General features: G+C 54.3%; 21 protein-coding genes. 19 read left to right on the plus strand and 2 right to left on the minus strand.

What is annotated here, in order from left to right; all coding sequences use genetic code 11:
* Positions 1–30: 30 nt before the first annotated feature.
* The 7 genes from xylB to ABVT35_RS18590 are packed head-to-tail and all read left to right on the plus strand — an operon-like array spanning position 31 to position 7,627.
* Positions 31–1,572, plus strand: a complete 1,542-nt coding sequence (gene xylB / locus ABVT35_RS18560; RefSeq protein ID WP_368468329.1) for a xylulokinase — start codon at positions 31–33, stop codon at positions 1,570–1,572.
* 2 nt (positions 1,573–1,574) lie between these two features.
* Entirely contained in the window at positions 1,575–2,669 is a 1,095-nt protein-coding gene (locus ABVT35_RS18565; protein WP_368468330.1) for an ABC transporter ATP-binding protein, read from the plus strand.
* Positions 2,670–2,698: 29 nt separating this feature from the next.
* The gene (locus tag ABVT35_RS18570; protein WP_368468332.1) at positions 2,699–4,033 is read left to right on the plus strand and encodes an ABC transporter substrate-binding protein; all 1,335 of its coding nucleotides are present in this window, start codon (positions 2,699–2,701) and stop codon (positions 4,031–4,033) included.
* A 57-nt stretch (positions 4,034–4,090) separates the two neighbouring features.
* A complete protein-coding gene (locus tag ABVT35_RS18575) occupies positions 4,091–4,951 on the plus strand; it encodes a carbohydrate ABC transporter permease (protein WP_368468334.1) in 861 nt (286 codons plus the stop codon).
* 5 nt (positions 4,952–4,956) lie between these two features.
* A complete protein-coding gene (locus tag ABVT35_RS18580; RefSeq protein ID WP_368468335.1) occupies positions 4,957–5,784 on the plus strand; it encodes a carbohydrate ABC transporter permease in 828 nt (275 codons plus the stop codon).
* A 5-nt stretch (positions 5,785–5,789) separates the two neighbouring features.
* Entirely contained in the window at positions 5,790–6,560 is a 771-nt protein-coding gene (locus ABVT35_RS18585; protein WP_368468336.1) for an SDR family NAD(P)-dependent oxidoreductase, read from the plus strand.
* 2 nt (positions 6,561–6,562) lie between these two features.
* A complete protein-coding gene (locus tag ABVT35_RS18590) occupies positions 6,563–7,627 on the plus strand; it encodes a glycerol dehydrogenase (protein ID WP_368468337.1) in 1,065 nt (354 codons plus the stop codon).
* A 411-nt stretch (positions 7,628–8,038) separates the two neighbouring features.
* Here the strand turns inward: ABVT35_RS18590 and ABVT35_RS18595 are convergent, their stop codons facing one another.
* Positions 8,039–9,076, minus strand: coding sequence for a GlxA family transcriptional regulator (locus tag ABVT35_RS18595; RefSeq protein ID WP_368468338.1), 1,038 nt, complete (start codon positions 9,074–9,076; stop codon positions 8,039–8,041).
* A gap of 306 nt (positions 9,077–9,382) precedes the next feature.
* On the opposite strand from ABVT35_RS18595, the gene ABVT35_RS18600 reads away from it, so the two are divergent.
* From ABVT35_RS18600 to ABVT35_RS18620, 5 genes are all read left to right on the plus strand, one after another.
* Positions 9,383–10,147 (plus strand): isoprenylcysteine carboxylmethyltransferase family protein, encoded by a 765-nt coding sequence (locus ABVT35_RS18600; RefSeq protein ID WP_368468340.1) that lies wholly within the window; start codon positions 9,383–9,385, stop codon positions 10,145–10,147.
* A 52-nt stretch (positions 10,148–10,199) separates the two neighbouring features.
* A complete protein-coding gene (locus tag ABVT35_RS18605) occupies positions 10,200–10,559 on the plus strand; it encodes a hypothetical protein (RefSeq protein WP_368468341.1) in 360 nt (119 codons plus the stop codon).
* Positions 10,549–11,283, plus strand: coding sequence for a hypothetical protein (locus ABVT35_RS18610; RefSeq protein WP_368468343.1), 735 nt, complete (start codon positions 10,549–10,551; stop codon positions 11,281–11,283). Before ABVT35_RS18605 ends, ABVT35_RS18610 begins: the two co-directional genes overlap by 11 nt.
* A 96-nt stretch (positions 11,284–11,379) precedes the next feature.
* The gene (locus ABVT35_RS18615) at positions 11,380–11,574 is read left to right on the plus strand and encodes a DUF1127 domain-containing protein (RefSeq protein ID WP_368468850.1); all 195 of its coding nucleotides are present in this window, start codon (positions 11,380–11,382) and stop codon (positions 11,572–11,574) included.
* 259 nt (positions 11,575–11,833) lie between these two features.
* On the plus strand, positions 11,834–12,250 hold the full coding sequence (locus tag ABVT35_RS18620) for a PaaI family thioesterase (protein ID WP_368468344.1): 417 nt from the start codon (positions 11,834–11,836) through the stop codon (positions 12,248–12,250).
* A 314-nt stretch (positions 12,251–12,564) separates the two neighbouring features.
* On the opposite strand, the gene ABVT35_RS18625 is transcribed toward ABVT35_RS18620, so the two are convergent.
* Positions 12,565–13,038, minus strand: coding sequence for an IS6 family transposase (locus ABVT35_RS18625; protein ID WP_368468851.1), 474 nt, complete (start codon positions 13,036–13,038; stop codon positions 12,565–12,567).
* On the opposite strand from ABVT35_RS18625, the gene ABVT35_RS18630 reads away from it, so the two are divergent.
* The 7 genes from ABVT35_RS18630 to ABVT35_RS18660 all read left to right on the plus strand — a co-directional run bounded on the left by ABVT35_RS18630 (position 12,961) and on the right by ABVT35_RS18660 (position 21,009).
* On the plus strand, positions 12,961–13,152 hold the full coding sequence (locus ABVT35_RS18630; RefSeq protein ID WP_368468860.1) for a hypothetical protein: 192 nt from the start codon (positions 12,961–12,963) through the stop codon (positions 13,150–13,152). The genes ABVT35_RS18625 and ABVT35_RS18630 overlap by 78 nt on opposite strands.
* 862 nt (positions 13,153–14,014) lie before the next feature.
* The gene (locus ABVT35_RS18635) at positions 14,015–15,541 is read left to right on the plus strand and encodes an ABC transporter substrate-binding protein (protein WP_368468852.1); all 1,527 of its coding nucleotides are present in this window, start codon (positions 14,015–14,017) and stop codon (positions 15,539–15,541) included.
* Between the two features lie 69 nt (positions 15,542–15,610).
* The gene (locus ABVT35_RS18640) at positions 15,611–16,591 is read left to right on the plus strand and encodes an ABC transporter permease (protein WP_368468346.1); all 981 of its coding nucleotides are present in this window, start codon (positions 15,611–15,613) and stop codon (positions 16,589–16,591) included.
* Position 16,592: 1 nt separating this feature from the next.
* Positions 16,593–17,516 carry an ABC transporter permease gene (locus ABVT35_RS18645; RefSeq protein ID WP_368468348.1) on the plus strand — a complete coding sequence of 308 codons (924 nt, stop codon included), beginning with the start codon at positions 16,593–16,595 and terminating at the stop codon, positions 17,514–17,516.
* Entirely contained in the window at positions 17,513–19,354 is a 1,842-nt protein-coding gene (locus tag ABVT35_RS18650; protein WP_368468349.1) for a dipeptide ABC transporter ATP-binding protein, read from the plus strand. The genes ABVT35_RS18645 and ABVT35_RS18650 overlap by 4 nt, the downstream gene beginning before the upstream one ends.
* Before the next feature lie 9 nt (positions 19,355–19,363).
* Positions 19,364–20,122, plus strand: a complete 759-nt coding sequence (locus ABVT35_RS18655; protein WP_368468350.1) for a DeoR/GlpR family DNA-binding transcription regulator — start codon at positions 19,364–19,366, stop codon at positions 20,120–20,122.
* A 92-nt stretch (positions 20,123–20,214) separates the two neighbouring features.
* Positions 20,215–21,009 carry an inositol monophosphatase family protein gene (locus ABVT35_RS18660; protein ID WP_368468351.1) on the plus strand — a complete coding sequence of 265 codons (795 nt, stop codon included), beginning with the start codon at positions 20,215–20,217 and terminating at the stop codon, positions 21,007–21,009.
* Position 21,010: the final 1 nt, after the last annotated feature.

Here is a 21,010-nt window from a genome sequence, read left to right on the forward strand (position 1 = left end):
TCTCGTGAGAATTAACAAGGTGTGTTTGAAATGACGGATTCTCTTCTGCTTGGGATAGACCTGGGCGCCGGCTCCATGAAGGCGACGCTGATCAAACCGACCGGGGAAGTCGTTGCGGAACACTCGGTTCCGGTGACAACGAATTCCCCCCGGAGCGGATGGAGCGAGCAGGACCCTGCGGAATGGTGGCAGGCAGTATGCACGGTCACCAGACGGGTGCTGGATGCTGAAGGTGTCGTTCCGGTCGGTGTCGCCGCATTGTCCGTGTCGGCCGGGGCACACACACAGGTGCTCGAAGATGCCGACGGCCGCGTGATCCGCCCCGCCATTTTATGGAATGACCAGCGGGCCGTCCAGGAAACCAATGATCTCCGCGCTATGGCGGATGATCATATCCTTGAAATCAGCGGCAACCGCGCCAATCCGACCTGGACTTTGCCGCAAATGTTGTGGCTTGCACGCCATGAGCCTGAATCTTTCGCCCGGGTGCGCAGGTTGTATGTGGCAAAAGACTGGATCCGCAGCCGTCTGACCGAAGACTGGTTCACCGACAAGATCGACGCTGCGGGAACGCTGATGTCCACGGCCGATGGCGCCTCATGGTCTCAAGAACTGTGTGACATGATTGGTTGGTCTGTCGCTACACTGCCGCCCATTGCCGATTGCACAGACCGTGTCGGGCAGGTTAGCGCCTCGGCCAGCGCGGCAACCGGGCTTGTTCAGGGCACACCGGTGATCTGCGGCACATCCGATACAGCGGCGGAAACATATGGGGCCGGCATGGCCCGGGAAGGTTTGGGTGTCATCAAGCTGGCCACCGCCGCGACGGTCAGCATGCTGTCACCGCACCCGCGGCCGGACCGGACGGTCATAAACTACCCGCATGTGATGCCCGACATGTTCTATACGATAGCAGGAACCAACTCCTGCGCGTCGGCGCATAAATGGCTTCGCGACACTTTCTTCATGCGGTCCGGCGATGTTGGACATCAGGTATTTGCTGACATGGATGCGCTGGCCGCGCGCGTTGCGCCCGGTGCGGAAGGGCTGTTTTTTCACCCTTATCTCAACGGCGAACGCAGTCCCCATTGGGACCCGCTTTTGCGTGCGGAATTCGCCGGAATCGGCTTCAATCATGGCGCCGGCCATTTCGTTCGCGCTCTTTACGAAGGCATCGCCTATTCGCTGCGCGATTGTCTGGATTCCTTGCGGAACAAAGAGCTTGATTTTTCGACGGCGCGGTTGATCGGTGGCGGTGCGGCAAGCGCTCTCTGGCAGCAAGTTGTTGCTGATGTGGTCAATGTCAAAATCGAGATTCCGGAAAACGGCGATGCGTCCTTTGGCGCGGCACTGATCGCCGGTGTTGGCATCGGGGCCTTTTCCGACGAAGCGGACGCCGGCCGCGCGGTCCGCGTCAAGGCGGAACTGTCGCCTGACCCCGAACGGGCTGCGTTCTACGCTCGCGCACATGAAATCTATGTCGACCTGCACAAGGCGCTGGCGCCCATAAATCATCGCATCAGTGCGCTTCTGGCGGACGAGTCGTCTCCGGTCATGGAAGGAGCCCGTTGAAGATGGCTCAGGTTAAACTCGCCAAGGTCCGCAAGCTCTATGGAGATGTGGTCGCGGTTCACGGTGTCGATCTGCTGATCGACGATGGTGAATTCATCGTATTTCTCGGTCCATCAGGTTGCGGAAAATCCACCACGCTTCGCATGATCGCCGGGCTCGAAAACATATCGTCGGGCACGGTTCACATCGGTTCTCGCGATGTCACGTCGCTGGAACCCAAGGATCGCGACATCGCAATGGTGTTCCAAAATTATGCGCTCTATCCGCATAAGACCATTCGCGAAAACCTGGCCTTCGGTTTGAAGATGCGCCGGATGGACCGCGCCGAAATCGAGACGCGGGTGAACTCCACGGCAACCATGCTGGGGCTTGAGCCATTCCTTGAGCGCAAGCCCAAACAGCTTTCAGGTGGGCAGATGCAGCGTGTCGCCCTCGGCCGCGCGCTCGTGCGCAACCCCGAGATCTTTCTTCTCGACGAACCGCTGTCGAACCTGGATGCCAAGCTGCGCGTCAAAATGAGGGAAGAGATAGCGCTCCTGCAAAAGGAAGTCGGCACCTCAATGGTCTATGTCACCCATGACCAGGTCGAGGCGATGACGCTTGCCGATCGCATCGTCATCATGCGCGATGGGCATGTTCAGCAGATTGGCGCACCGCTCGAAGTTTACGACAAGCCGGCAAATCTTTTCGTGGCCGGCTTTATCGGATCGCCTGAAATGAACCTTGTCGATGGACGTCTGGACGGCGGCGTGTTTCGTGCCGACGAGTTGTCTCTCGACATGCCGGCCAATATTGTCGGTGCCGCGAATGAAAATGTCACCCTCGGCATTCGCCCTGAACACATCACCATCGGCGACGGGCCCAATGCCCGGACCTTCCGGGCCAACGTCATCGAACAGCTGGGTTCGCAAACGCTCTGCGTCGGTAGCGTCGGTGGGCAGCCAATGCGCGTTTTGATGGAACGGTCGGACACGGTCACGCGAGGCTCGGAATTCACAGTGTCATTTCAACCCGGGCGTCTGCACGCATTCGCCACCGGGGAGGGTACCCGCATTGACGCAACCAACCAGGAGGAACGTGAGTTAATAGCGTCATAAGTTCTCAACAAATCGTGGAGGAGAAAGCCATGACTACAAAAAAGACGAAATCAGGGGTGTCGCGCCGAACCTTTATTTCCGCAGTTGGGGCGGCTGGAGCTGCCGGAGCCGCGGCGACGCTGAGCGGATTGAGCGCTCCTGCGGTCTTTGCACAGGGACGCAGGAAGATCCGGTTCCTGAACACGGAAACGTCAATCGACAGCCTGCGTGCCCTCAAGGTGGCAGCGGCTGAATATGAACGTGTGAGCGGCACGGAAGTTGTTATCGATTCGGTGCCGCTCGGTGATGCATTCACCAAGGTCACGACCTCGTTGCGCAGCGGGTCGCCTTACGACATCGCGACCCTTGGCTTTGTCGGTCACGTCCTGATCCTGGCCGAGGGAGGCCATCTGGTCGAAGTCAACGATCTGACCGATCCATATGATTGGGGTCCCAATATCCTCTTCCCGATCAACGGGAAGAACTATTGGTATCCTTTTGATTACAACCTCTCCTGGATCTATTACCGCAAGGATCTGTACGACGATATCGGGCTTTCCGTTCCCACTACCTGGGACGAATTCTTGTCCAATGCCCAGAAACTGAACACGGACAAGCGCTCGGGATCGATGTATCCGATCGGCTCGAACGGGGCGACGAACTGGATGTCCACGGCGTTCATGTGGGCCGATGGCGTAGACATCTTCGATGACAACTGGAACATCGTGTTCGATCAGGGCGACAATGCCAAAAGCGTCGTAAAATACCTGGACTTCTTTGCCGAGCTTTACAAAACGATGCCAATCGGGGCGAGCCAGGCCAGCTATGGCGAGATGCTGTCGAATTTCGCGTCCGATCAGATTGCGCATAGCGCCTATGCAGGACGGCTGATCGAAGCGATCGAGCGCAATTCGCCCGATCTGGCCGACAAGTTCGGCATCATGCCCTACATGGATTCATCCGGTAAGGGCAAAGCCGTCAATCACGGCTATGATGGATGGGTGGTGCTGAATACGGAAGCATCCGAAGAATCGATGAAATTCATGAGGTGGTTCACCGAGAGCCAATTCATAAACTTCCTGCATACCGCGCCGCTGCACTTCCAGCCACCGCGTCTCGACATCTATGACGACCAGCGCTGGCGTGCTCATCCGCTGATCGAAAAATATGCGGACATCATTGAAACGACGCAGTCCTTCCTGACCGATCCGAATGTGCGCGTTACCTCGATCGATACCCAAGGGCCGGTGCCGGATCTGCGGCCTGGGAAGGTATTCGAGTCCTTTGCCATTCCGGAAATGCTGCAGAAGAAATGCCTGCAGGGATTGTCATCCGAGGACTGCTTGCAGCAGGCTGGCGAAGCAATGCGCAAGGCCATTGCCTGATCTTAGCAACCCAACGATCGGCGCTTCGCGTCGATCGTTTTCAATCAGGATGATGCTGTGAGTTCCAAAGCAACATTTATGTCGTTTCTGGTTATCGGATTGCTGATCACGGTTGTGTTGATCGCGGCTCCGGTCGCCTATGCGATTTCTTTGAGTTTCTATTCGCTCGAGTCGTTTATCGGCTCCCCGCAATGGGTCGGGCTGGACAACTACATCAGGATTCTGTCCAGCAGCGAATTCTGGAATGCGTTGAAAAACGGGATGATCTACTCCCTTGCGACCATCGTGCTCCAGGTCGTAATCGGCATTGGTATGGCGCTTCTGCTCAATCAGATTTTCGTTGGCCGCAATATCGTGCGCGGGCTGTCCATTTTACCGTATCTGCTTCCCACCGTGGTGATCGTTCTGACGTTCAAATGGATGGTCGACGGATCAATCGGCGTGCTCACGGCCGGCGTGGAGGCCGTCGGTCTGCCCCCGATTCACTGGTTCGAGAGCCCGGTCGCCGCGATGTCATCGGTCATATTGGTCAGTGTCTGGCTCTGGACGCCCTTTGTTACGACGTCATTCCTTGCCGCGCTGCAGACCGTGCCGGCATCATTGTACGAGGCCGCCAAGGTCGATGGCACGAACGCGGTCCAACGGTTTTTCCATATCACGCTGCCGATGCTGCGGCCGGTCCTGACCGTCATCATTCTGCTTCGGGGCGTTTGGATGTTCAACAAGTTCGACGTGATCTGGCTCCTGACCGGGGGCGGTCCGGTGCAGTCGACCGAACATCTGGCGGTCCTTTCCTATACAACCGCTTTTGCCAAGTTCGACATCGGTACCGGTGCGGCGATCGCCACCATTTCCTTCCTGATCCTGTCGATCACCGTCTTCTTCTATTTTCTTCTCTTTCCCCTAGATAAGGAGTGACACGAATGGTTCGGTCCTTGCCTGGTCGCATCGCTCTTTACCTGTCGGCGCTGGTCGTCTCGGTCTATTCAGCGTTTCCCATCTACTGGATGTTCGTGTCCTCCACCCGTGCACCGGCCTCGCTGTTTCGCGAGACATCCGTCCTGCCGGGACCGCTTACCCTGGAGTATTACAGCAACCTTCTCGAGCTGACGAACTATCCGTCTCAACTCGCAAACAGTCTGATCGTAGCTTTGTCGACCGTTGCCGTGACCATGTTTTTCTCGGTGATAATCGCCTACGCCGTAACGCGTCAGCGCATCCGCGGGAAAAAGCTGATCGTCGGGTCAATGCTGTATGCCTACATGTTTCCGCCGCTCCTGCTGGCGATCCCGATGTATACGTTTTTTACCAAGATCGGTCTCGGCGATACACTGCTCAGTCTGGTCGTGTCCCATTTGACCCTTACCCTGCCATTAGGGGTTTGGTTCCTTTGGGGCTTTTTCAAGAATATGCCGTTTCAGCTGGAAGAGGCAGCTATGGTCGATGGCTGTACCCGGCTCGGTGCGTTCCTGCGGGTGGTTCTGCCGCTTTCCCTGCCCGGGCTTATCACCGTTGCGATCTTCTCGTTTCTGCTGTCCTGGACCGACTACACCTTCGCGCTGATCATGATTGGGTCGGATGCAAACAAGACCGTGCCCGTCGGGCTGGCCTCTATGATCGGATCCTTCGATCTGAGATGGGGTGAGATCATGGCGGGATCGACCTTGATCGCGCTTCCGTTGTTTGGCGCATTTGCTTTGCTCAGCCAGTATTTCATCCAGGGCATGAGTGCCGGAGCGGTGAAGGGATAGCGGCGATGGACCTTGGAATAGCAGATTGCGTGGCCCTCGTAACCGGTGCGGCGAGGGGGATCGGTCGGGCCGAGGCTTTTGCACTCGCCCGTGAGGGTGCAAACGTCGTGGTGAACGATGTAGATCGTGAAGCGGCATGCGAATGTGCTGCCGAACTGGCAGATGCGGGGTTCGAAGTTGCCGTGGCGATCGGCGATGTCTCCGATCCAGACAATGCAAAAAGGGTTGTCGATGAGGCTGCGGCAAGCTTTGGACGGTTGGACATATTGGTGAACAATGCCGGCTCCGGCGGTGAGCATTTGGGGCATCTGGTTGAAGATACCAGCGCTGACAGTTGGCAGGCTCTTCTTGATTCACATTTAACCAGCACATTCCTCTGCAGCAAAGCCGCACTTGCCCATCTGGGAACTGACGGATTCGGCCGCATCATTAATACCTCGTCCATGAATTTCACGGGCGGCGGCCGGCCGGGTGTCGCCAATTACTCGGCTGCCAAGGCCGGAATTTTGGGGTTCACCCGCACATTTGCAAAAGAGGTTGGTCGTCGAGGAATCACCGTGAATGCAATAGCTCCGGGATATGTCGAAACGGCGCTTATAGCTGGCTTCACGGAAGATCAGCGCTGCGTCGTAACCTCGCAAAACCCGACAGGCAGGTTTTGCCAGGCTGATGAGGTTGGAGCGGTGGTGGCTTTTCTCTGTGCCCGGCAATCCGGATACATCAACGGCTCGCTTATTTGCATTGACGGCGGCAAACGCGATTATCACTGGAGTTGACCATGACGTTTCGAATTTTTGGCGCGCCTCATTTATACGTTCAGGGGGAAGGCGCACTTAACAACCTTCCGTCCATAGCTGCGGAATATGGAAAACGCCCATTAATCGTGGCGGACGCCGTCGTAACAGACTTGTTCGCAGACAGATTGCGCGAGCTTTTTGGCGACGTCGCCGTGGTGTTTGCCGAATTCGGCGGTGAATGTACGGCGGCAGAAATCGACCGCATTTCTGCTAAGGTTAAATCTGCCAATGCCAATGTGGTGATCGGAATGGGCGGTGGTAAAGCAATCGATACCGCAAAAGGCGTCCGAATTGCTCTGGATTTGCCGATAATCATCGTGCCCACCATCGCCTCGAACGACAGCCCCACTTCGCGATTGGCGGTGCTTTACACCAATGATCATGTGCTCAGCGAAGTTCGCCTGATGTCCACCAATCCTGACGCGGTGATCGTCGATACAGCCTTGATTGTCGGTGCACCCGTACGGTTTTTCGTTGCCGGTATCGGGGATGCATTGTCGAAATGTTTCGAGGTGCGTCAATGCGCTGAAGCCGGCGGCAAGAATTTTTTTGGCGGCCATCCAACCCAACTAGCATTAAGCATTGCACAATCCTGCTTTGAGATTATACGCAGCAAGGGACGAACGGCTGTCGGCGATGTATCGGCGCATCGTGTCAGCCCAGAGGTGGAAGACGTGGTTGAAGCTTGCGTTTTGCTCAGCGGATTGAGTTTCGAAAGCGGGGGCCTTTCCATTGCGCATTCCCTGACACGCGGGTTCTCTTCGATAGAAGGAATTAGCCGGACGCTGCACGGCGAACAGGTCGCATTCGGCCTACTTGTACAGCTTGCCCTCGAAGAAAATGGTCGAAGCGTTCTTGGCGAACTGCTCGACTTTTATGGTGAGGTCGGCCTTCCGACGAGCATTGAAGGCCTTGGCGGCAGCCGGTCGCACTGGGAGCGTATTTCCGAAGTGACAGTGGAAACAGCCCCTTATATCGTGAACTTTGAACGCTCTTTGGACGCTCAGGATATAGTGAATGCCTTTCGTCGACTTAGTGAAATTTGAGCGCTCCCGTAACATGCAGATCCTGGTTTACACTACCCGTATTTTCTCCCAAGCGCGGGGCGGTGCAAATGGCCGGCGAACGGGCAAAATCGTGTCCGTTTGCCGGCTGTTTTTCTGGTTGATCTGATTTGTCTTCACTCGCTTTGCCGAGGTCAACTCAGCTCCTTCTGAACGATTTCCTCGAACAACCGGTCCAGCATGGGTGCCAAAGGGATACTAATCAAAGGATCCACGGAAATTACCGTTTTGAAGTTGAGTGCGGCATCGCGGTTCAACTGAAATATGATTTTTGAGCCGTGATTTGTATTCACATAATAAAAAACGCCTGCGGCCGGGCGTCATAATTGCATTGTCATCTATGGACGCTCACTGATTGCAAGTGTCCAATGGAGTTTGGCAGTATTTGGGTCCCTAAGCTGTCATTTCAACAGTTGGCCATTTTCTCCCAAAACGCTTCCTGTAGTCACTTGGTGTGACACCGACCAGTCGTATGAACAATCGCCTGAACGACGTAGGATCGGAATAGCCAACCGCTAACGCAATCTCCTCAGTGGGTGTTTGGGTTTCCTCTAGAATCCTTTTCGCCAATTCAACACGGAGCTGCTGGACATACTTAACCGCGGGGATACCGGTGGCGGCCTTGAAACGCCTCTCGAAAGTCCGGTCCGGAAGCCCGCTTATTGCACGCGCTTTGGAAAGAACGTTAGCGTCGGTCAGGGCTTCGGCAATCACGCGTTGTGATCGCTGAATAAGCTGGTCGCTATGCTGGTTGGTCGCCTCCAGGCAGGCGTAAACCAGTTGATCGTCACGAGCCCAGTCAACCAGGTAGAGCTTAGATATTTGCACTGCAGCCTCGTGACTCACGAATTTTGTAATGAGGAACAGCACAAGATCCATCCACATTGAGCCGCCTCCCGCCGTAATGATGCGATGGCCTTCACCGGCGAACGACATTCCACTTCTTTTTTGCAAGGCGACCTGCGGATAGCTCGACTTGAAATCTTCGGAAAATGCCCAGTGTGTTGTTGCCCTTTCTCCATTCAGCAGACCCGCGCCAGCGAGGAAAAACGTGCCCATACACGCGGTGGCGATGATTGAGCCGGCTTTGTAGTTATTGTTTATCCAGGCCAAAACGTTTGGATCCGCCACCGGGGGTTTTTCGTCTATTGCGCCTATTGATGGAATGAATATCGCATCCACCGGGCCAACATCGTCCACTCCGAATTCCGGAGCAATTTTGACGTCATTCCAGCCAAGAACGAAGTCACAAGAGGGGCCGACAATTACGGGGTCCAGCGAACGCTCGCCTGCGATGCTCATTTCATTGGTGTTGAACCGAAGGCCGGCAATTTTGAACATCTCGTAGCCGCCATAGAGCGAACTCGCGTGAACCTTTGGAACTGCAAGGCACGCGATACGAGGTGGCCGGGGGCTTTTCTGCTTTTTCATACAACCTCTGTTGCCTGGCGGTTTTGACCTTATTTTGATCAAACTACATGTCTGGGCAAGCGTTTTTGCTGACAAACAATGGTTCCGACCAAGGCCGAGATGATTGAAGCGCCGATTGCGATGAGATGTGATCGGCTGTGAATTACGCTTGCCAAGGTATCTTGCGCCCACGCCACTACTCCAGACAGGGCACTCATTGCCATTGCCGAAACTGGCGGTTTTGACCTGAACCTGTCTGAAGCGCCCCTTATGCCATCGACCGATTACCGGCAAATTCAGGTGTGGTTTCAACAGGGGAGAATGATCGTGATCCGCAAATATCTAATGCTGGCCTATGCCGCCGGTGCATATGTCGTTGCGCTGGTGAACATCGCCTACATCGTAGGATTTCTTGCCGATTTCGGTGTTCCGAAGAGCATCAGTGATGGAGACCCGGCGCCAGTTTGGATAGCCGTCGCTATTGATGCCGGCCTTATAGGCCTCTTCGGGGTTCATCATTCGATCACCGCACGAACATCGTTCAAGCGCTGGTGGACCAAATTCATTCCGGCACCGATTGAGCGGGCGACCTACCTCTACATGACGGCGGCGATGACGGTTTTGCTGGTGGTGCTCTGGCGTCCAATCCCGATCACCATCTGGGAGGTTCTGTCAGTATGGCTAGCCGGGCTGATATATGCAGCTTATCTCGCCACGTGGGTGATGATGTTCTCGGCCACATTTCACTTTGGTCACTTCGGCTTCTTCGGCCTTGCGCAAGCGTGGGAGAATTTCAGAACCACCCCTCCCAGACCCTCAACCATGATGGCCCGGTATCTCTACGCGATCATTCGTCACCCGATAAGTTTGGGGTGGATGACGACCCCACTGATCACGCCTCATCTGACCGGGGGACACCTGGTCTTCGCGGCAGCAACATTTGCCTACATCATATTGGCGACCCGGTTTGAGGAAGCGGATCTGATTGAAGATCTCGGTGAGAGTTACCGCACCTATCGCGAGCGGGTGCCCGCATTCGTGCCGTTTCTCAAAAAGCGCGGGCAATCCGGCGCAACTACTCCAGCCGAGTAATGCAATCGCCGTGCCGGAAGCGGTGCGGCCGCCATAACAGAGACCAACACGAATGCTGATTAAAAAAGTGCCAGTCGGGATCAAAGCCGCCAGTGCGGTCGAAATTCTAATCCGTAATTTTTTCGGATGCCTGCCGAAGAACAAAGATCGTTCCACCGTTCGCATTGTGATCCCGGATGGATGGTCGAGGCCAGGGCAGACCCCGGAAATCGATGATTGCTCACTTGTCCTCGATGGCCAGCTACATCTTGAAAGCCGCTCGGCCATCGAAGTAATCCAAGCCGGACAAGCGGTCATGACGTCGAAGGGTAAATGGGCGCGCTTCTATACTCCCGAGGACCGGGGAGTGGAATACACTTTTATATGCCCGTTCGCTTGTTCATCTGATGGAGTGTGCAGCGATGACCATTAGATCCCGCCAGCCAATCATCATCGGTACCAGATTTAGAGGACCACCCCGCTCCGGCAATGGTGGATACACTGCCGGGCTGCTTGGACGAATATTCGATCGTTCCGCGGAAGTCACCTTGCTCGCTCCTCCGCCACTTCGATTGCCGCTAATTGTGGAAAAGACCGGCGACGACGTGACACTGTGGAGCAGTCAAAAGCGGATAGCCACCGCAAAACCAGCGCCGGTAGACATTCAAGTTCCGCCCGCACCCACGCTCGTTGAGGCAAACGCCGCGTCCAGTAAGGCGATAAAAGTCGAAGACCACCTGTTTCCAGAGTGTTTTGTCTGCGGACCCAACCGATGTGAGGGAGACGGTTTGAGAATTTTTTCCGGACTGGACGTGTCTGAAAAATTCGCGGCTGCGGTTTGGCAGCCATCGCGTGAATTTACCGACGAAACAGGTTACATCGCGCCGGAAATCATCTGGGCGTCACTCGACTGTCCAAGTTATTTCGGACTTATGAAACCTGGCCTGATCGCACTGTTGGGTCAATTTGCCGTCGAGATATTTCATCGTCCCGTAGCGGACCAAACCTGCATCATTTCCGCCTGGCCTATTCGTGAAGCCGGTACCAAACATATCGCCGGTTCCGCGCTGTATGACGCATCAGGTCGTCCGCTTGCGCGGGCGAGGGCCGTCTGGATCGAGCTTCAGGGAGCCACAGAAGATCAAAAAAACACTTAGCCTCGAATATCTGAAGGCTCGCAGCGCTGGCTCAGGGGCAACTCACATTATGCCGGCGCCGGCCTAATACCAGAAATGAATTCGAAGGACCGGATGATGAACAACATATCCAGATGGCAGCGTTTCGTTGCGAAATTGAGGTTTGGCAGAGCCAGAGGTCGTGGTAGGCGGCAACGATACACAGTCAGATCTGGCGAATTGAGCAGTCTGTCTGATCACACGCTGCGCGACATAGGCCTTTCCCGATCAACACCCCGCCTATATTACTCAGGCAGGGGTTGGTGGTTCTGAATTGAATTCAAAACCCAGTACCCGCGCATTTTTTTGAAAACTTGCAGTCAGCCCTTTGGTGGAGTCTCCGTCGTCGTATGAAGCTGTGGATGGTCCCCATAAACTAGGCGGTGTTTTTTTGCCCTGGACCGGGTTGGGTTCTCAGTCTCAATTCGACAGTCCGGCCAGACTGAGGGTTCAACTACCCGCGAGGTAATTGTTCTGGTGCTATCATTCGACGTAGAAATTGGCTGGGGTACAACTTAAGAGGTATTGAATTGTGGGTGAAATAATTGATCTCGACGCACTCAACGCCGCCGGAACACAATTCGGAAAATTGCTTGGTCAACGCGTTGTCGCAGCGTCGCCGGACAGGATCGAAGCAGAGCTTGCCGTAACCAAAGAGCTTTGTACGATTCCCGATGTGCTGCACGGCGGCGCGATCATGGCATTTGCAGACAATCTCGGGGCGATTGCGACAGTGTTGAATATGCCCCATGGTGCTCGCACCAGCACGATTGAGAGCAAAACCAACTTCCTGCGGGCTGTCCCCGTGGGAACCACCGCGAAAGCAGTATGCACACCCGTCCACAAAGGCCGACAAACCATGGTGTGGCGTACGGATGTCTTTAACGCAGATGGAAAACTCGCAGCAACGGTCACACAGACTCAGATCATCTTGCCAGCAAATCAATAGACGCGTTGACGTTTTAATTTTCCGAAAGCATAGGTCACACGTTCAAATCCCGTCGCGTGCGTCACTTTTCTTTTTGCATTATAATTTCAATGGCATTGTCAGAGGAACTCAGCGCAGTCGCAACTGAGTTTGATTAGCGAAACCTATGAGGCACAGACCATCCGCCAATCGGCGAGAGCAGCGGCACGAATCTGTTTAAAATTTGCTCGGCTGTTTAGTTGGCGCTCCTGGTTGAAATGGTAGTAGACTCCGGAGTATATGGCGACGAATTTCTGCAAACTTCGCATACTCCTGAAACAAAGCATGGCCCGCTCTCATCGTCGACACGGCTGGTGGGAATTTTCAGCCCTGTTGTCTGACCAGCGACCCGTTTCTTGTCTTCCGGCGTTGCCAATGACTTTCATCGCAGCGCTATAGGAACGCAGTTTATCCGTCACAACAATATGCGGATGACTGTGCCGTTTCATCGATTTCTTCAGGAATCTTGGTGCCGCCTTGTGATCCCGGCGCTTCGTGACATAGGTTTCCAGCATCTCATCCTCATGATCCACAGCCCGCCAGAGGTAGTGCGTCTGGCCGTTAATTTTCACCAACATCTCTTCCAAATGCCATCGCCAATTGGAGTAAGTGCGCAATTGTTGGACGCGTTTCTTTCGAATCTTGGCGACAAACATTGGTCCAAATCGATTCCGCCAAAATCGAATAGTTTCATGACTAACTTCGATGCTGCGCTCATGCAGCAGGTCCTCTACATTGTGAAGAGAGAGTGGAAACCTCACATAGAGCATTACCGCAAGGCGGATGATCTCGTGACTGGTTTTGAAGTATCGAAATGGACTCGGTTTGGTCACAACCAGACGCTACGAGATCGCCTTGCCGGCCTCAACCAAGTTTTCCTCTGACAGTGCCCCGACAAAATATCCTGCTCAGTCTTGTTAGCGAGCTTGTTGAATCAGCTTGTTGCAAACAGCATTCGGTTTGCGTTGCTTGTCCAATCACGTTTACCTCAAATCACACTTATCAACCCCGTCCGCACTTCTTTTATGGCTCAATTTTGAGAATTTTGTGGTTTTTGTGATTTTATTATCCGTGCAAATTTAGGATGAATTTGCGCCTCGTTTCTGCAGTAGTGCGGAGAGCGAAATTACTATATTAATTACTGAAAACCAATAAGTTATAGAGATATAGCTTGTGTTTTAGCCAATCTTTCTACCAACCAAATCAAGTGGTGGGATATTCGTTAGCTTCGGCAAGGCAGTTGTTTTTGCGGAATTTTTTCTTGACTTTATTTGAAATCCACTTATACCAATAAATCAACAAAAACCACAAAAGGCGTATGTAGTGTTTCACATCCGTTGCATCACTGAATCTGACCGCGAGCTGTCATCAATTTTCGTTGGTATTGCTGCGGTTACACCAACTGGTGATGTAATTGAATCGCCTCGTACAGCCACAAACCTCCCACAGGCGAGCCGGGCGGCTAGGGCGCACCGTTTCGGCGCTCCTGGATCTGCGTCTCAAGCTGGTGTGTTCAGGAATCGCCTGGGTGGGTGTTTGGGTGCTGCACCAGCTCAAGCCAGCTCACTTCATGTGATTTCGAGAGCATCCAATGACCTCTAACCTCTCAAAGCTTTGCTCCAGCCATCCGTTGTTTCCCTTGGGTGAGAGCAGAACGTTTTGAGTGCGGATTAGTGAAAACGTCGAAAATAACGGGAGGAGACCGATATGAAATTCGACAGACGGCAGTTCTTAAAATCATCAGCAATGGCCAGCGTGGTGCTGAGCGGTTCGATGATCAATCGCGGATTTTTCAGCAGCTCCGCATTTGCTGCTCAAAACAAACCGATCAACTTTCTGTCCGCAGAGAACCTGACCGGCAACTGGGACCCCACCTCCCATACAACCCTTGGGCAGATCAATCTTGAGAGCTTTGTCTTTGGGTATCTCACACGGGCTCCAATGACACCAGAATATCCGGATGAGATCGTTTACGAGCTCGCGGAGAGCATGACACTCATCGACGAACACACGCTTGAGTTCAAGTTGCGCAAAGGGGTCAAATTTCACAGTGGCGAGCCTTTTACTGCCAACGATGTGAAGGCAACGTTCGAATATGCATCGCAGCCAGATCGTCCTGCTGCCTGGTATCCCGGCCAGTGCCGGGTCGATGTAATCGACGACCATACCGCTCATGTGAACACGAAGGAATTCGGTTATCCGGCAAGCCTCTTCTGGTTCCTGTCAGCCTTCCTTCCGATCATGTCAGCCAAGGATGTTGCCGACACCAAGACCCTGTCATCCCGTCCGAACGGAACCGGAGCGTTCAAGTTCGTGAAACAGGACGGCAACACAACCGTCCTTGAGGCAAATCCGGATTTCCTTGGCGGCACTCCGAAGGTTCCCGGCATCAATTTCACCTTTGTTGGTGATGCCACAACACGGATGCTGTCGCTTCTCTCGGGCGAGGCGGACATCATCGAGCGGCTTGAGGGCGAGCAGGTTGAAACGATCAGCGGCAAAGAAGGGTTTGTTGTCAACGAGGCCGTTTCTGTTGAAAACAAGTATCTCTGGTTCCGTTGCTCAAAGCCTCCCTTCAATGATTGGCGTTTGCGCCGGGCGGTTGCGCATGCCATCGACCGCGATCTCATTCTCGAGGTGCTCGGAGTATCCGGAACGCCATCCAATGCGTGGGTCTCTCCGGTAAAGTTCGGCTATGTCGATACACCGAACTACCCGAAATACGACCCTGAGCTGTGTCAGAAGTTCCTGGCAGAGGCTGGTTTCCCCGGAGGTAGAGGGCTGCCGAAGCTCGAATACATAACCTCTGTTGGCTTCTATCCAAAGACCAAGGAATATGGTGAGGTCATCACGGCCATGCTTCAGGAGCAAGGCTTCGACGTCGAGTTCAGCGCGATGGAAATTGCGGCTTGGGCTGACCGTCTCTACGACCGACCCGGTGGCGGTCCCGGTCATATGATCGACTGCGGTTGGGCGACCGGGTCGCCTGAGCCGGACCTTGTGCTGCGCACTCACTTCCACTCATCGTCGAAACGCATCTGCGGCATTGAAGACCCTGAGCTGGATGCGGTTCTCGACAAGGAACGCGGTACGACCGACCCGGACCAGCGCAGACGCGTCATTCAGTATGAGGTGATGCCGATGCTGGCCGACAAGGTCCCGTCTCTGAGCCTGTTCACCTCGGTATTCATCCACGCCATGCGCGAGGGTTTGGAGGGTATCTACATCTATCCGAATGGTATGATGGACGCCTCCGAAGCCGCCAATACCTGATCCTGGAAATGAATGAAGGCCCGGCGGATTCGGTCCGCCGGGCGTTTGAATACAAAAGGGGTTGGAGAATTGTACCTTCTGAACTTTCTCATTCGAAGATTTTTGCAAGGCGCAGTCGTTCTGCTGATTGTATCCTTTGCAATCTTCGCCCTGCTGCGGGTTGTGCCTGGAGATCCCGCGCGGCTGATCGTCGGGGGTATGGCACCCGACGAAGTCGTTGTTCAAAAGGCTGAGGAACTCGGTCTCAACGACCCGCTTGCAGTTCAGTATTTGAGGTATTTGGGCGATTTTTCGCGCGGCGATCTCGGCAATTCCTTCTTCCGCCCCAAGAGCGGCGCGACCGTTGGAGCGGCGGCCTATGACGATCCGTCACGCGACGAGCGGGCCGAGGTTCTTGATCTTATCATTGAAAGAATTCCGCTGACCCTGCAGCTCGCCGGTTTGTCGGTTGTTTTTGCCCTGATTATCTCGTTCCCGCTTGGTGTTGCTGCAGGACTAAATCCAGGCAAGTGGCAGGATCGGCTCGCTTTTTTTAGCGGTTCGATTTTCGTTTCTCTTCCGAATTTCTGGTTGGGTATCGTGCTGGCACAGTTGTTCTCGGTTCGCCTCGGCATCCTGCCGTCCATCGGCTACAAGGGCTTTGAATATACAATTTTACCGGCCCTGGTTTTGGCCATAGGCATTTCCCCCTTCATCATACGCACTCTGTCGGTATCCATCGCGCAAATTATGCGGGAGGAGTTCATCACGGTCGCACCGCTACGCGGCCTGGGTCAGGCACGCATTGTCTGTGCGCATGCAATCAGAAACGCATCGATCCCGCTCCTGAACCTCTTTGGAATCCAGCTTGGTATGCTGTTAGGTGGTGTTCTGGTGGTGGAATTGATCTTCGATTATCCGGGTCTCGGCCGCCTCACCATCAATGCCGTTCTGCAGCGTGATTTTCCGATCATTCAGGGCGTGGCGATCTTCATCAGCGCCATCTTCGTTTTCATCAACATTGCTGTCGATCTCGCTGCGAGTTTCATCGATCCCCGGCTGGAGTATTAAGATGTCGGACGTCCACGCAATTCAACACCTCGAGACGCCGCACCCGTCTCAACCAAAACTAACGCCGACCCAGCGGATGCTGCGTGAGGCGTGGTCAAGTTCCGCCTTCCGAGTCGGATTCTTCATCTTCGTGCTGCTCCTGTTCGGCGCGTTGATCTATCCTGAGCTAACGTCGATTGACCCGACCAAGATGAATGTCAGAGCACGTTTGATGCCGCCCATGTTCCTCGGGGAAGGATGGTCCTGGGTCCATCCTCTCGGAACCGACCAATTGGGTCGCGACCTGCTGCTTCGGTGCCTCGTCGGTCTTCGTTACTCCGTGCTCATCGGGTGCGCAACCGTTGTCCTGATGTTCTTTGTCGGATGTGGATTGGGGCTCGTTTCCGGCTTCAAGGGCGGCTTCACCGACACAATCATCATGCGCGTCACCGATGCTCAGTTGTCGATTCCGATGATCATACTTGCAATCACGATCCTGGGCGTTTCACGTCCAACGGTACCTGCCATCATACTCGTGCTGGGACTGTCGGGTTGGCCTCTTTATGCCCGTGTCGCGCGCAGTGCGGCCCTTGCCGAAAAAGGCAAAGAGTACATCAAGGGCGAGCGCGTTCTCGGGGCATCCGATCTACGGATCATATTGCGCTTCCTCGCGCCTGCCATATTGCCGCCAATTGCTTTCGTTGCAGTCCTCGATGTCGCCAGCATCATGATCTTCGAATCCATCCTCGGTTTCATCGGATTGGGCATTCAGCCGCCAACCCCGACATTCGGCAATATCATTGCGGATGGGCGGAAATATCTGATCAATGCGTGGTGGATTGCGACCATGCCGGGCATGTTTCTGCTTATTACGCTGACAAGCTTGAATCTCATGGGTTCGGCTATGGAAAGTGCCCGCAACTCTGTATTGAAGGGGGCCGCATGATGGCCGGCGAAGAGACAGTTCTGAAAGTCAAAAATCTGAGCGTCGGGCTGGAAAACGATCCAACCCAGACAATCCTTGACGATATTTGTTTTGAACTTGATAGCGGCACGGTTCTTGGCCTCATTGGTGAGGCCGGCGCAGGCAAGACCGTACTGGCACGAGCCATTGTTAGGGGCCTTGCCGAACCGCTGACATGCACAGGTGGCGAAATACAGTATAAAGGTCAGAATATTCTAACGTTGCCTGAAAGAGACCTCGCCCGTATCCGCGGAAATGAATTCGGCTATATCGGTTCCAATCCGGCCGGTGCGCTCGACCCGACGGTCCCAGTCGGGGCTCAGATTGTCGAGAAACTGCTGTCCGTCAGCCCCGGCATGTCGAGGAAGACTGCAACCGCGAGGGTTCTTGAGGTTCTTCGATCTGTCAGAATTCCATCTCCTGAAGTTCGGTTTCACGAATATCCGTTTCAATTCAGCGGCGGCATGATGCAGCGCGTCATGATCGTCGATGCACTTGTCACTAATCCTGCGGTCCTTATCGCCGACAACATCACCCAGGCGCTGGATGTCACCGTCGCCGCGCAGATAATCCGCCTCATCCAGGATCTAAGGGATCAGTTTTCTACCGCTATCCTGTTCATTTCCTCTTCGCTGCCTGTCGTTGAGACGATTGCAGATGAGGTGATGGTTCTCCAACAAGGCAAGGTCGTTGAGAAGGCGACACCGAAATCGCTGATCGAGGACCCGGCACATGACTACACCAAGTCGCTCCTTGCAAGGCTGCCGCGTATCTGGGGCGATGATATCTCAGGCCCTATCGCGACCGAATCCCCGACCTTGATGTCCGTGGAGGATGTTCAACACACCTACTACGTCCACAAGAAAGGGACTTTTCGTGGTGTGAACGCCGTAAGAGCGGTGCGTGGCATTACGCTCGACATTCGTGAAGGTGAGAACATCGGAATTGTCGGTGAGTCCGGCTGTGGAAAATCGACTTTGACGAGGCTCCTGGCCTGGCTGGAAGCGCCCGAAATGGGAACGATCAAATTTGCCGGTCAGGACCTTGCCACCCTGAACAGGCCCGAATTGACCAGGCTCCGTCAGTCATTTCAGCTGCTTTTACAGGATCCCTACAGCTCACTGCCCTCGAGTATGCCCGTCGGCAGGATTATTGCTGAACCTCTTCTAATCCACGGAATTTGTAAGAGGTCTGAAATCCACGACCGGGTTCTGACTGCCATGAATGAGGTTGGCCTTGATCCTTCGCTCGAAAACCAACTGACTGTTGGTTTGAGTGCGGGACAAAGACAGCGCATAAATATCGCGAGGGCTCTGGTACTGGAGCCCAAACTGATGATTCTCGACGAGACCTTATCCGCTCTTGATCAGGTCGAGCAATCCAGGCTTTTTGAACTGTTCGACCGTCTCCAGAAGATACACGGATTTACATACATCTTTATTTCGCACGACATGGCGCTGGTAAGAAAGGTCTGCCACCGCGTAGCCGTGATGTATCTTGGCAGGGTCGTGGAACTTGCCGACAACAACAAGCTTTTCGACAATCCGGTTCACCCGTATTCGCGCGCGCTTTTGAGCGCCGTGCCGACATTGGACGATCATCCCTTCAAATCAAAAGACCATCTCCTTGAAGGTGAACCACCCAGTCCTGTCCACATTCCGCCGGGCTGTTCTTTCCGTTCACGCTGTCCAAAAGCATTGGATATATGCAAAAGCTTGGATCCGGAAGCCAAAATGTTGGCTGATGGAGGGCAGGCTTCTTGTCACCTAGTCGATCAAGACCACAACGCGCTTGCCGATAAACTTGAAACGGTCAGTTGAGGATTAGTGATGCTAAACAGTCATCGCCGCGAGCATATTTTAGAACGCCTTTCACATCATAACCGTGTGTCGGTTACGGATATCGCTGAAAGCCTCGATGTATCCGATGAAACGGTGCGGCGGGATTTGAAAGACCTCGAAAGAGAAGGCCTCCTAAGGCGCGTCCATGGTGGCGCAATTGGTGTTGCTCATATTCGCGACGAACCGATCAGTGAAAGGGTTCAGAAAAGCGCCAAGGAGAAAGGCGTTATCGCCAAGCTGGCGGCAGATCTCATATCAGATCACACATCAATCTTTTTGCACTGCGGATCTACGACGGAGGCTCTTGCAAGACAACTCGGCAGGTTCTCCGACCTCAAGGTTTACACAAATTCCCTGAACGTTGCTCTAATCGCAAAGGAGCATTTCGGTGTGTCTGTTTTTGTGGCGCCCGGACAATTGCGCAAGGTGGAAACCGATCTCGTCGGCTATGACACTATTTCCTTCCTGGAGGGGTATTACTTCGATACGGCCTTTGTGAGCGTTGCCGGGATCGACGCACAGCGCGGATTCATGGATTTCGAAGAGGATGAGGTCCGCGTCCGCCAAACTCTCCTAAAATCAGCGCGGAACAAGGTCGTAATGGCCGACTCCTCGAAATACGGCAAGACGGCGAACATGTGCACTGCACCGTTCAGCGCCATCGACCGGTTTGTGACCGACCGGAAACCGGATCCAGAGTTCAGCGCACAATTCAAGAAAGCGGGGATGGAAGTGATCCATGGCTGACGGACTTGATCACAAATACATCTGCGCAGCTGTTCCTGAATCCATGAGCGAGTCCTTGGGGTGCGGAACAATGTGGAGCTCAAGGGTGCGAAATGTCTAACCACAGTTCATCGACCGAGCCTGATATTATCGAGACGGCAAACGAGATTGTCTGTGCAGCAGCAGAGACAGCGCTTGGTTATTTCCGTAATCCTCTTGATATCGATCTAAAGGGCGATGATAGCCCGGTTACACTCGCTGACAGGCGGATAGAGAAGGACGCGCGCGATCTCTTGAACAGCCGGTTTCCGGATCATTCAATCCTCGGGGAGGAATACGGGGCCGGCGACCTTTCCAAAGTACATGTCTGGGTGATTGATCCAATCGACGGAACCCGCTCATTTATCAGCGGTCATCCGCTGTTCGGATTTCTGCTCGCCCATATGACTAATGGCCATCCAACGCTCGGAATAATCTCCATGCCGGCGTTAGATGAGGTTTTTGTAGGTGTGTCCGGAATGGGTGCGACGCAGAATGGCTCTCCAACAAAAGTGTCCGACCAAACGAAACTCGCTGATGCAATTCTGGCGATCAATGAGGGCGAAAAACTATATGCCTGTGAGCCAGACGCTTTTTCGCGTTTAGTTCAGGCAGGCCACACAAGGCGGTTTGGATATGATTGCTACCCGCACGCGCTCTTGGCGGCGGGACATATAGACGCCGTTGTCGACTACGATTTGAAGCCGTTCGACTATCTCCCGCTCGCTGCTGTGATCGAGGCATCCGGGGGTGTTATCAGCGACTGGAACGGGCAACCGCTTGGCTTTAACTCCGATGGCCGGGTCGTGTCGGCCTCAACTCCGGAACTCCACGCCGAACTCCTTCATCTTCTTTCGGGGAGGGCCTAAG

Origin of the sequence: Hoeflea sp. TYP-13 (assembly GCF_040932035.1) — a bacterium.
Classification (GTDB): domain Bacteria; phylum Pseudomonadota; class Alphaproteobacteria; order Rhizobiales; family Rhizobiaceae; genus Hoeflea_A.

Bases quoted from the DNA above. Each gene is read 5' to 3' on its own strand.
- ABVT35_RS18605 (WP_368468341.1), top strand. From the start codon at position 10,200: ATGCTGATTAAAAAAGTGCCAGTCGGGATCAAAGCCGCCAGTGCGGTC.
- ABVT35_RS18585 (WP_368468336.1), top strand. From the start codon at position 5,790: ATGGACCTTGGAATAGCAGATTGCGTGGCCCTCGTAACCGGTGCGGCG.
- ABVT35_RS18655 (WP_368468350.1), top strand. From the start codon at position 19,364: ATGCTAAACAGTCATCGCCGCGAGCATATTTTAGAACGCCTTTCACAT.
- ABVT35_RS18595 (WP_368468338.1), bottom strand. From the start codon at position 9,076: ATGAAAAAGCAGAAAAGCCCCCGGCCACCTCGTATCGCGTGCCTTGCA.
- ABVT35_RS18645 (WP_368468348.1), top strand. From the start codon at position 16,593: ATGTCGGACGTCCACGCAATTCAACACCTCGAGACGCCGCACCCGTCT.
- ABVT35_RS18660 (WP_368468351.1), top strand. From the start codon at position 20,215: ATGTCTAACCACAGTTCATCGACCGAGCCTGATATTATCGAGACGGCA.
- ABVT35_RS18580 (WP_368468335.1), top strand. From the start codon at position 4,957: ATGGTTCGGTCCTTGCCTGGTCGCATCGCTCTTTACCTGTCGGCGCTG.
- ABVT35_RS18615 (WP_368468850.1), top strand. From the start codon at position 11,380: ATGAACAACATATCCAGATGGCAGCGTTTCGTTGCGAAATTGAGGTTT.
- ABVT35_RS18570 (WP_368468332.1), top strand. From the start codon at position 2,699: ATGACTACAAAAAAGACGAAATCAGGGGTGTCGCGCCGAACCTTTATT.
- ABVT35_RS18630 (WP_368468860.1), top strand. From the start codon at position 12,961: ATGACTAACTTCGATGCTGCGCTCATGCAGCAGGTCCTCTACATTGTG.
- ABVT35_RS18625 (WP_368468851.1), bottom strand. From the start codon at position 13,038: ATGCTCTATGTGAGGTTTCCACTCTCTCTTCACAATGTAGAGGACCTG.
- ABVT35_RS18590 (WP_368468337.1), top strand. From the start codon at position 6,563: ATGACGTTTCGAATTTTTGGCGCGCCTCATTTATACGTTCAGGGGGAA.
- ABVT35_RS18610 (WP_368468343.1), top strand. From the start codon at position 10,549: ATGACCATTAGATCCCGCCAGCCAATCATCATCGGTACCAGATTTAGA.
- xylB (WP_368468329.1), top strand. From the start codon at position 31: ATGACGGATTCTCTTCTGCTTGGGATAGACCTGGGCGCCGGCTCCATG.
- ABVT35_RS18565 (WP_368468330.1), top strand. From the start codon at position 1,575: ATGGCTCAGGTTAAACTCGCCAAGGTCCGCAAGCTCTATGGAGATGTG.
- ABVT35_RS18650 (WP_368468349.1), top strand. From the start codon at position 17,513: ATGATGGCCGGCGAAGAGACAGTTCTGAAAGTCAAAAATCTGAGCGTC.
- ABVT35_RS18635 (WP_368468852.1), top strand. From the start codon at position 14,015: ATGGCCAGCGTGGTGCTGAGCGGTTCGATGATCAATCGCGGATTTTTC.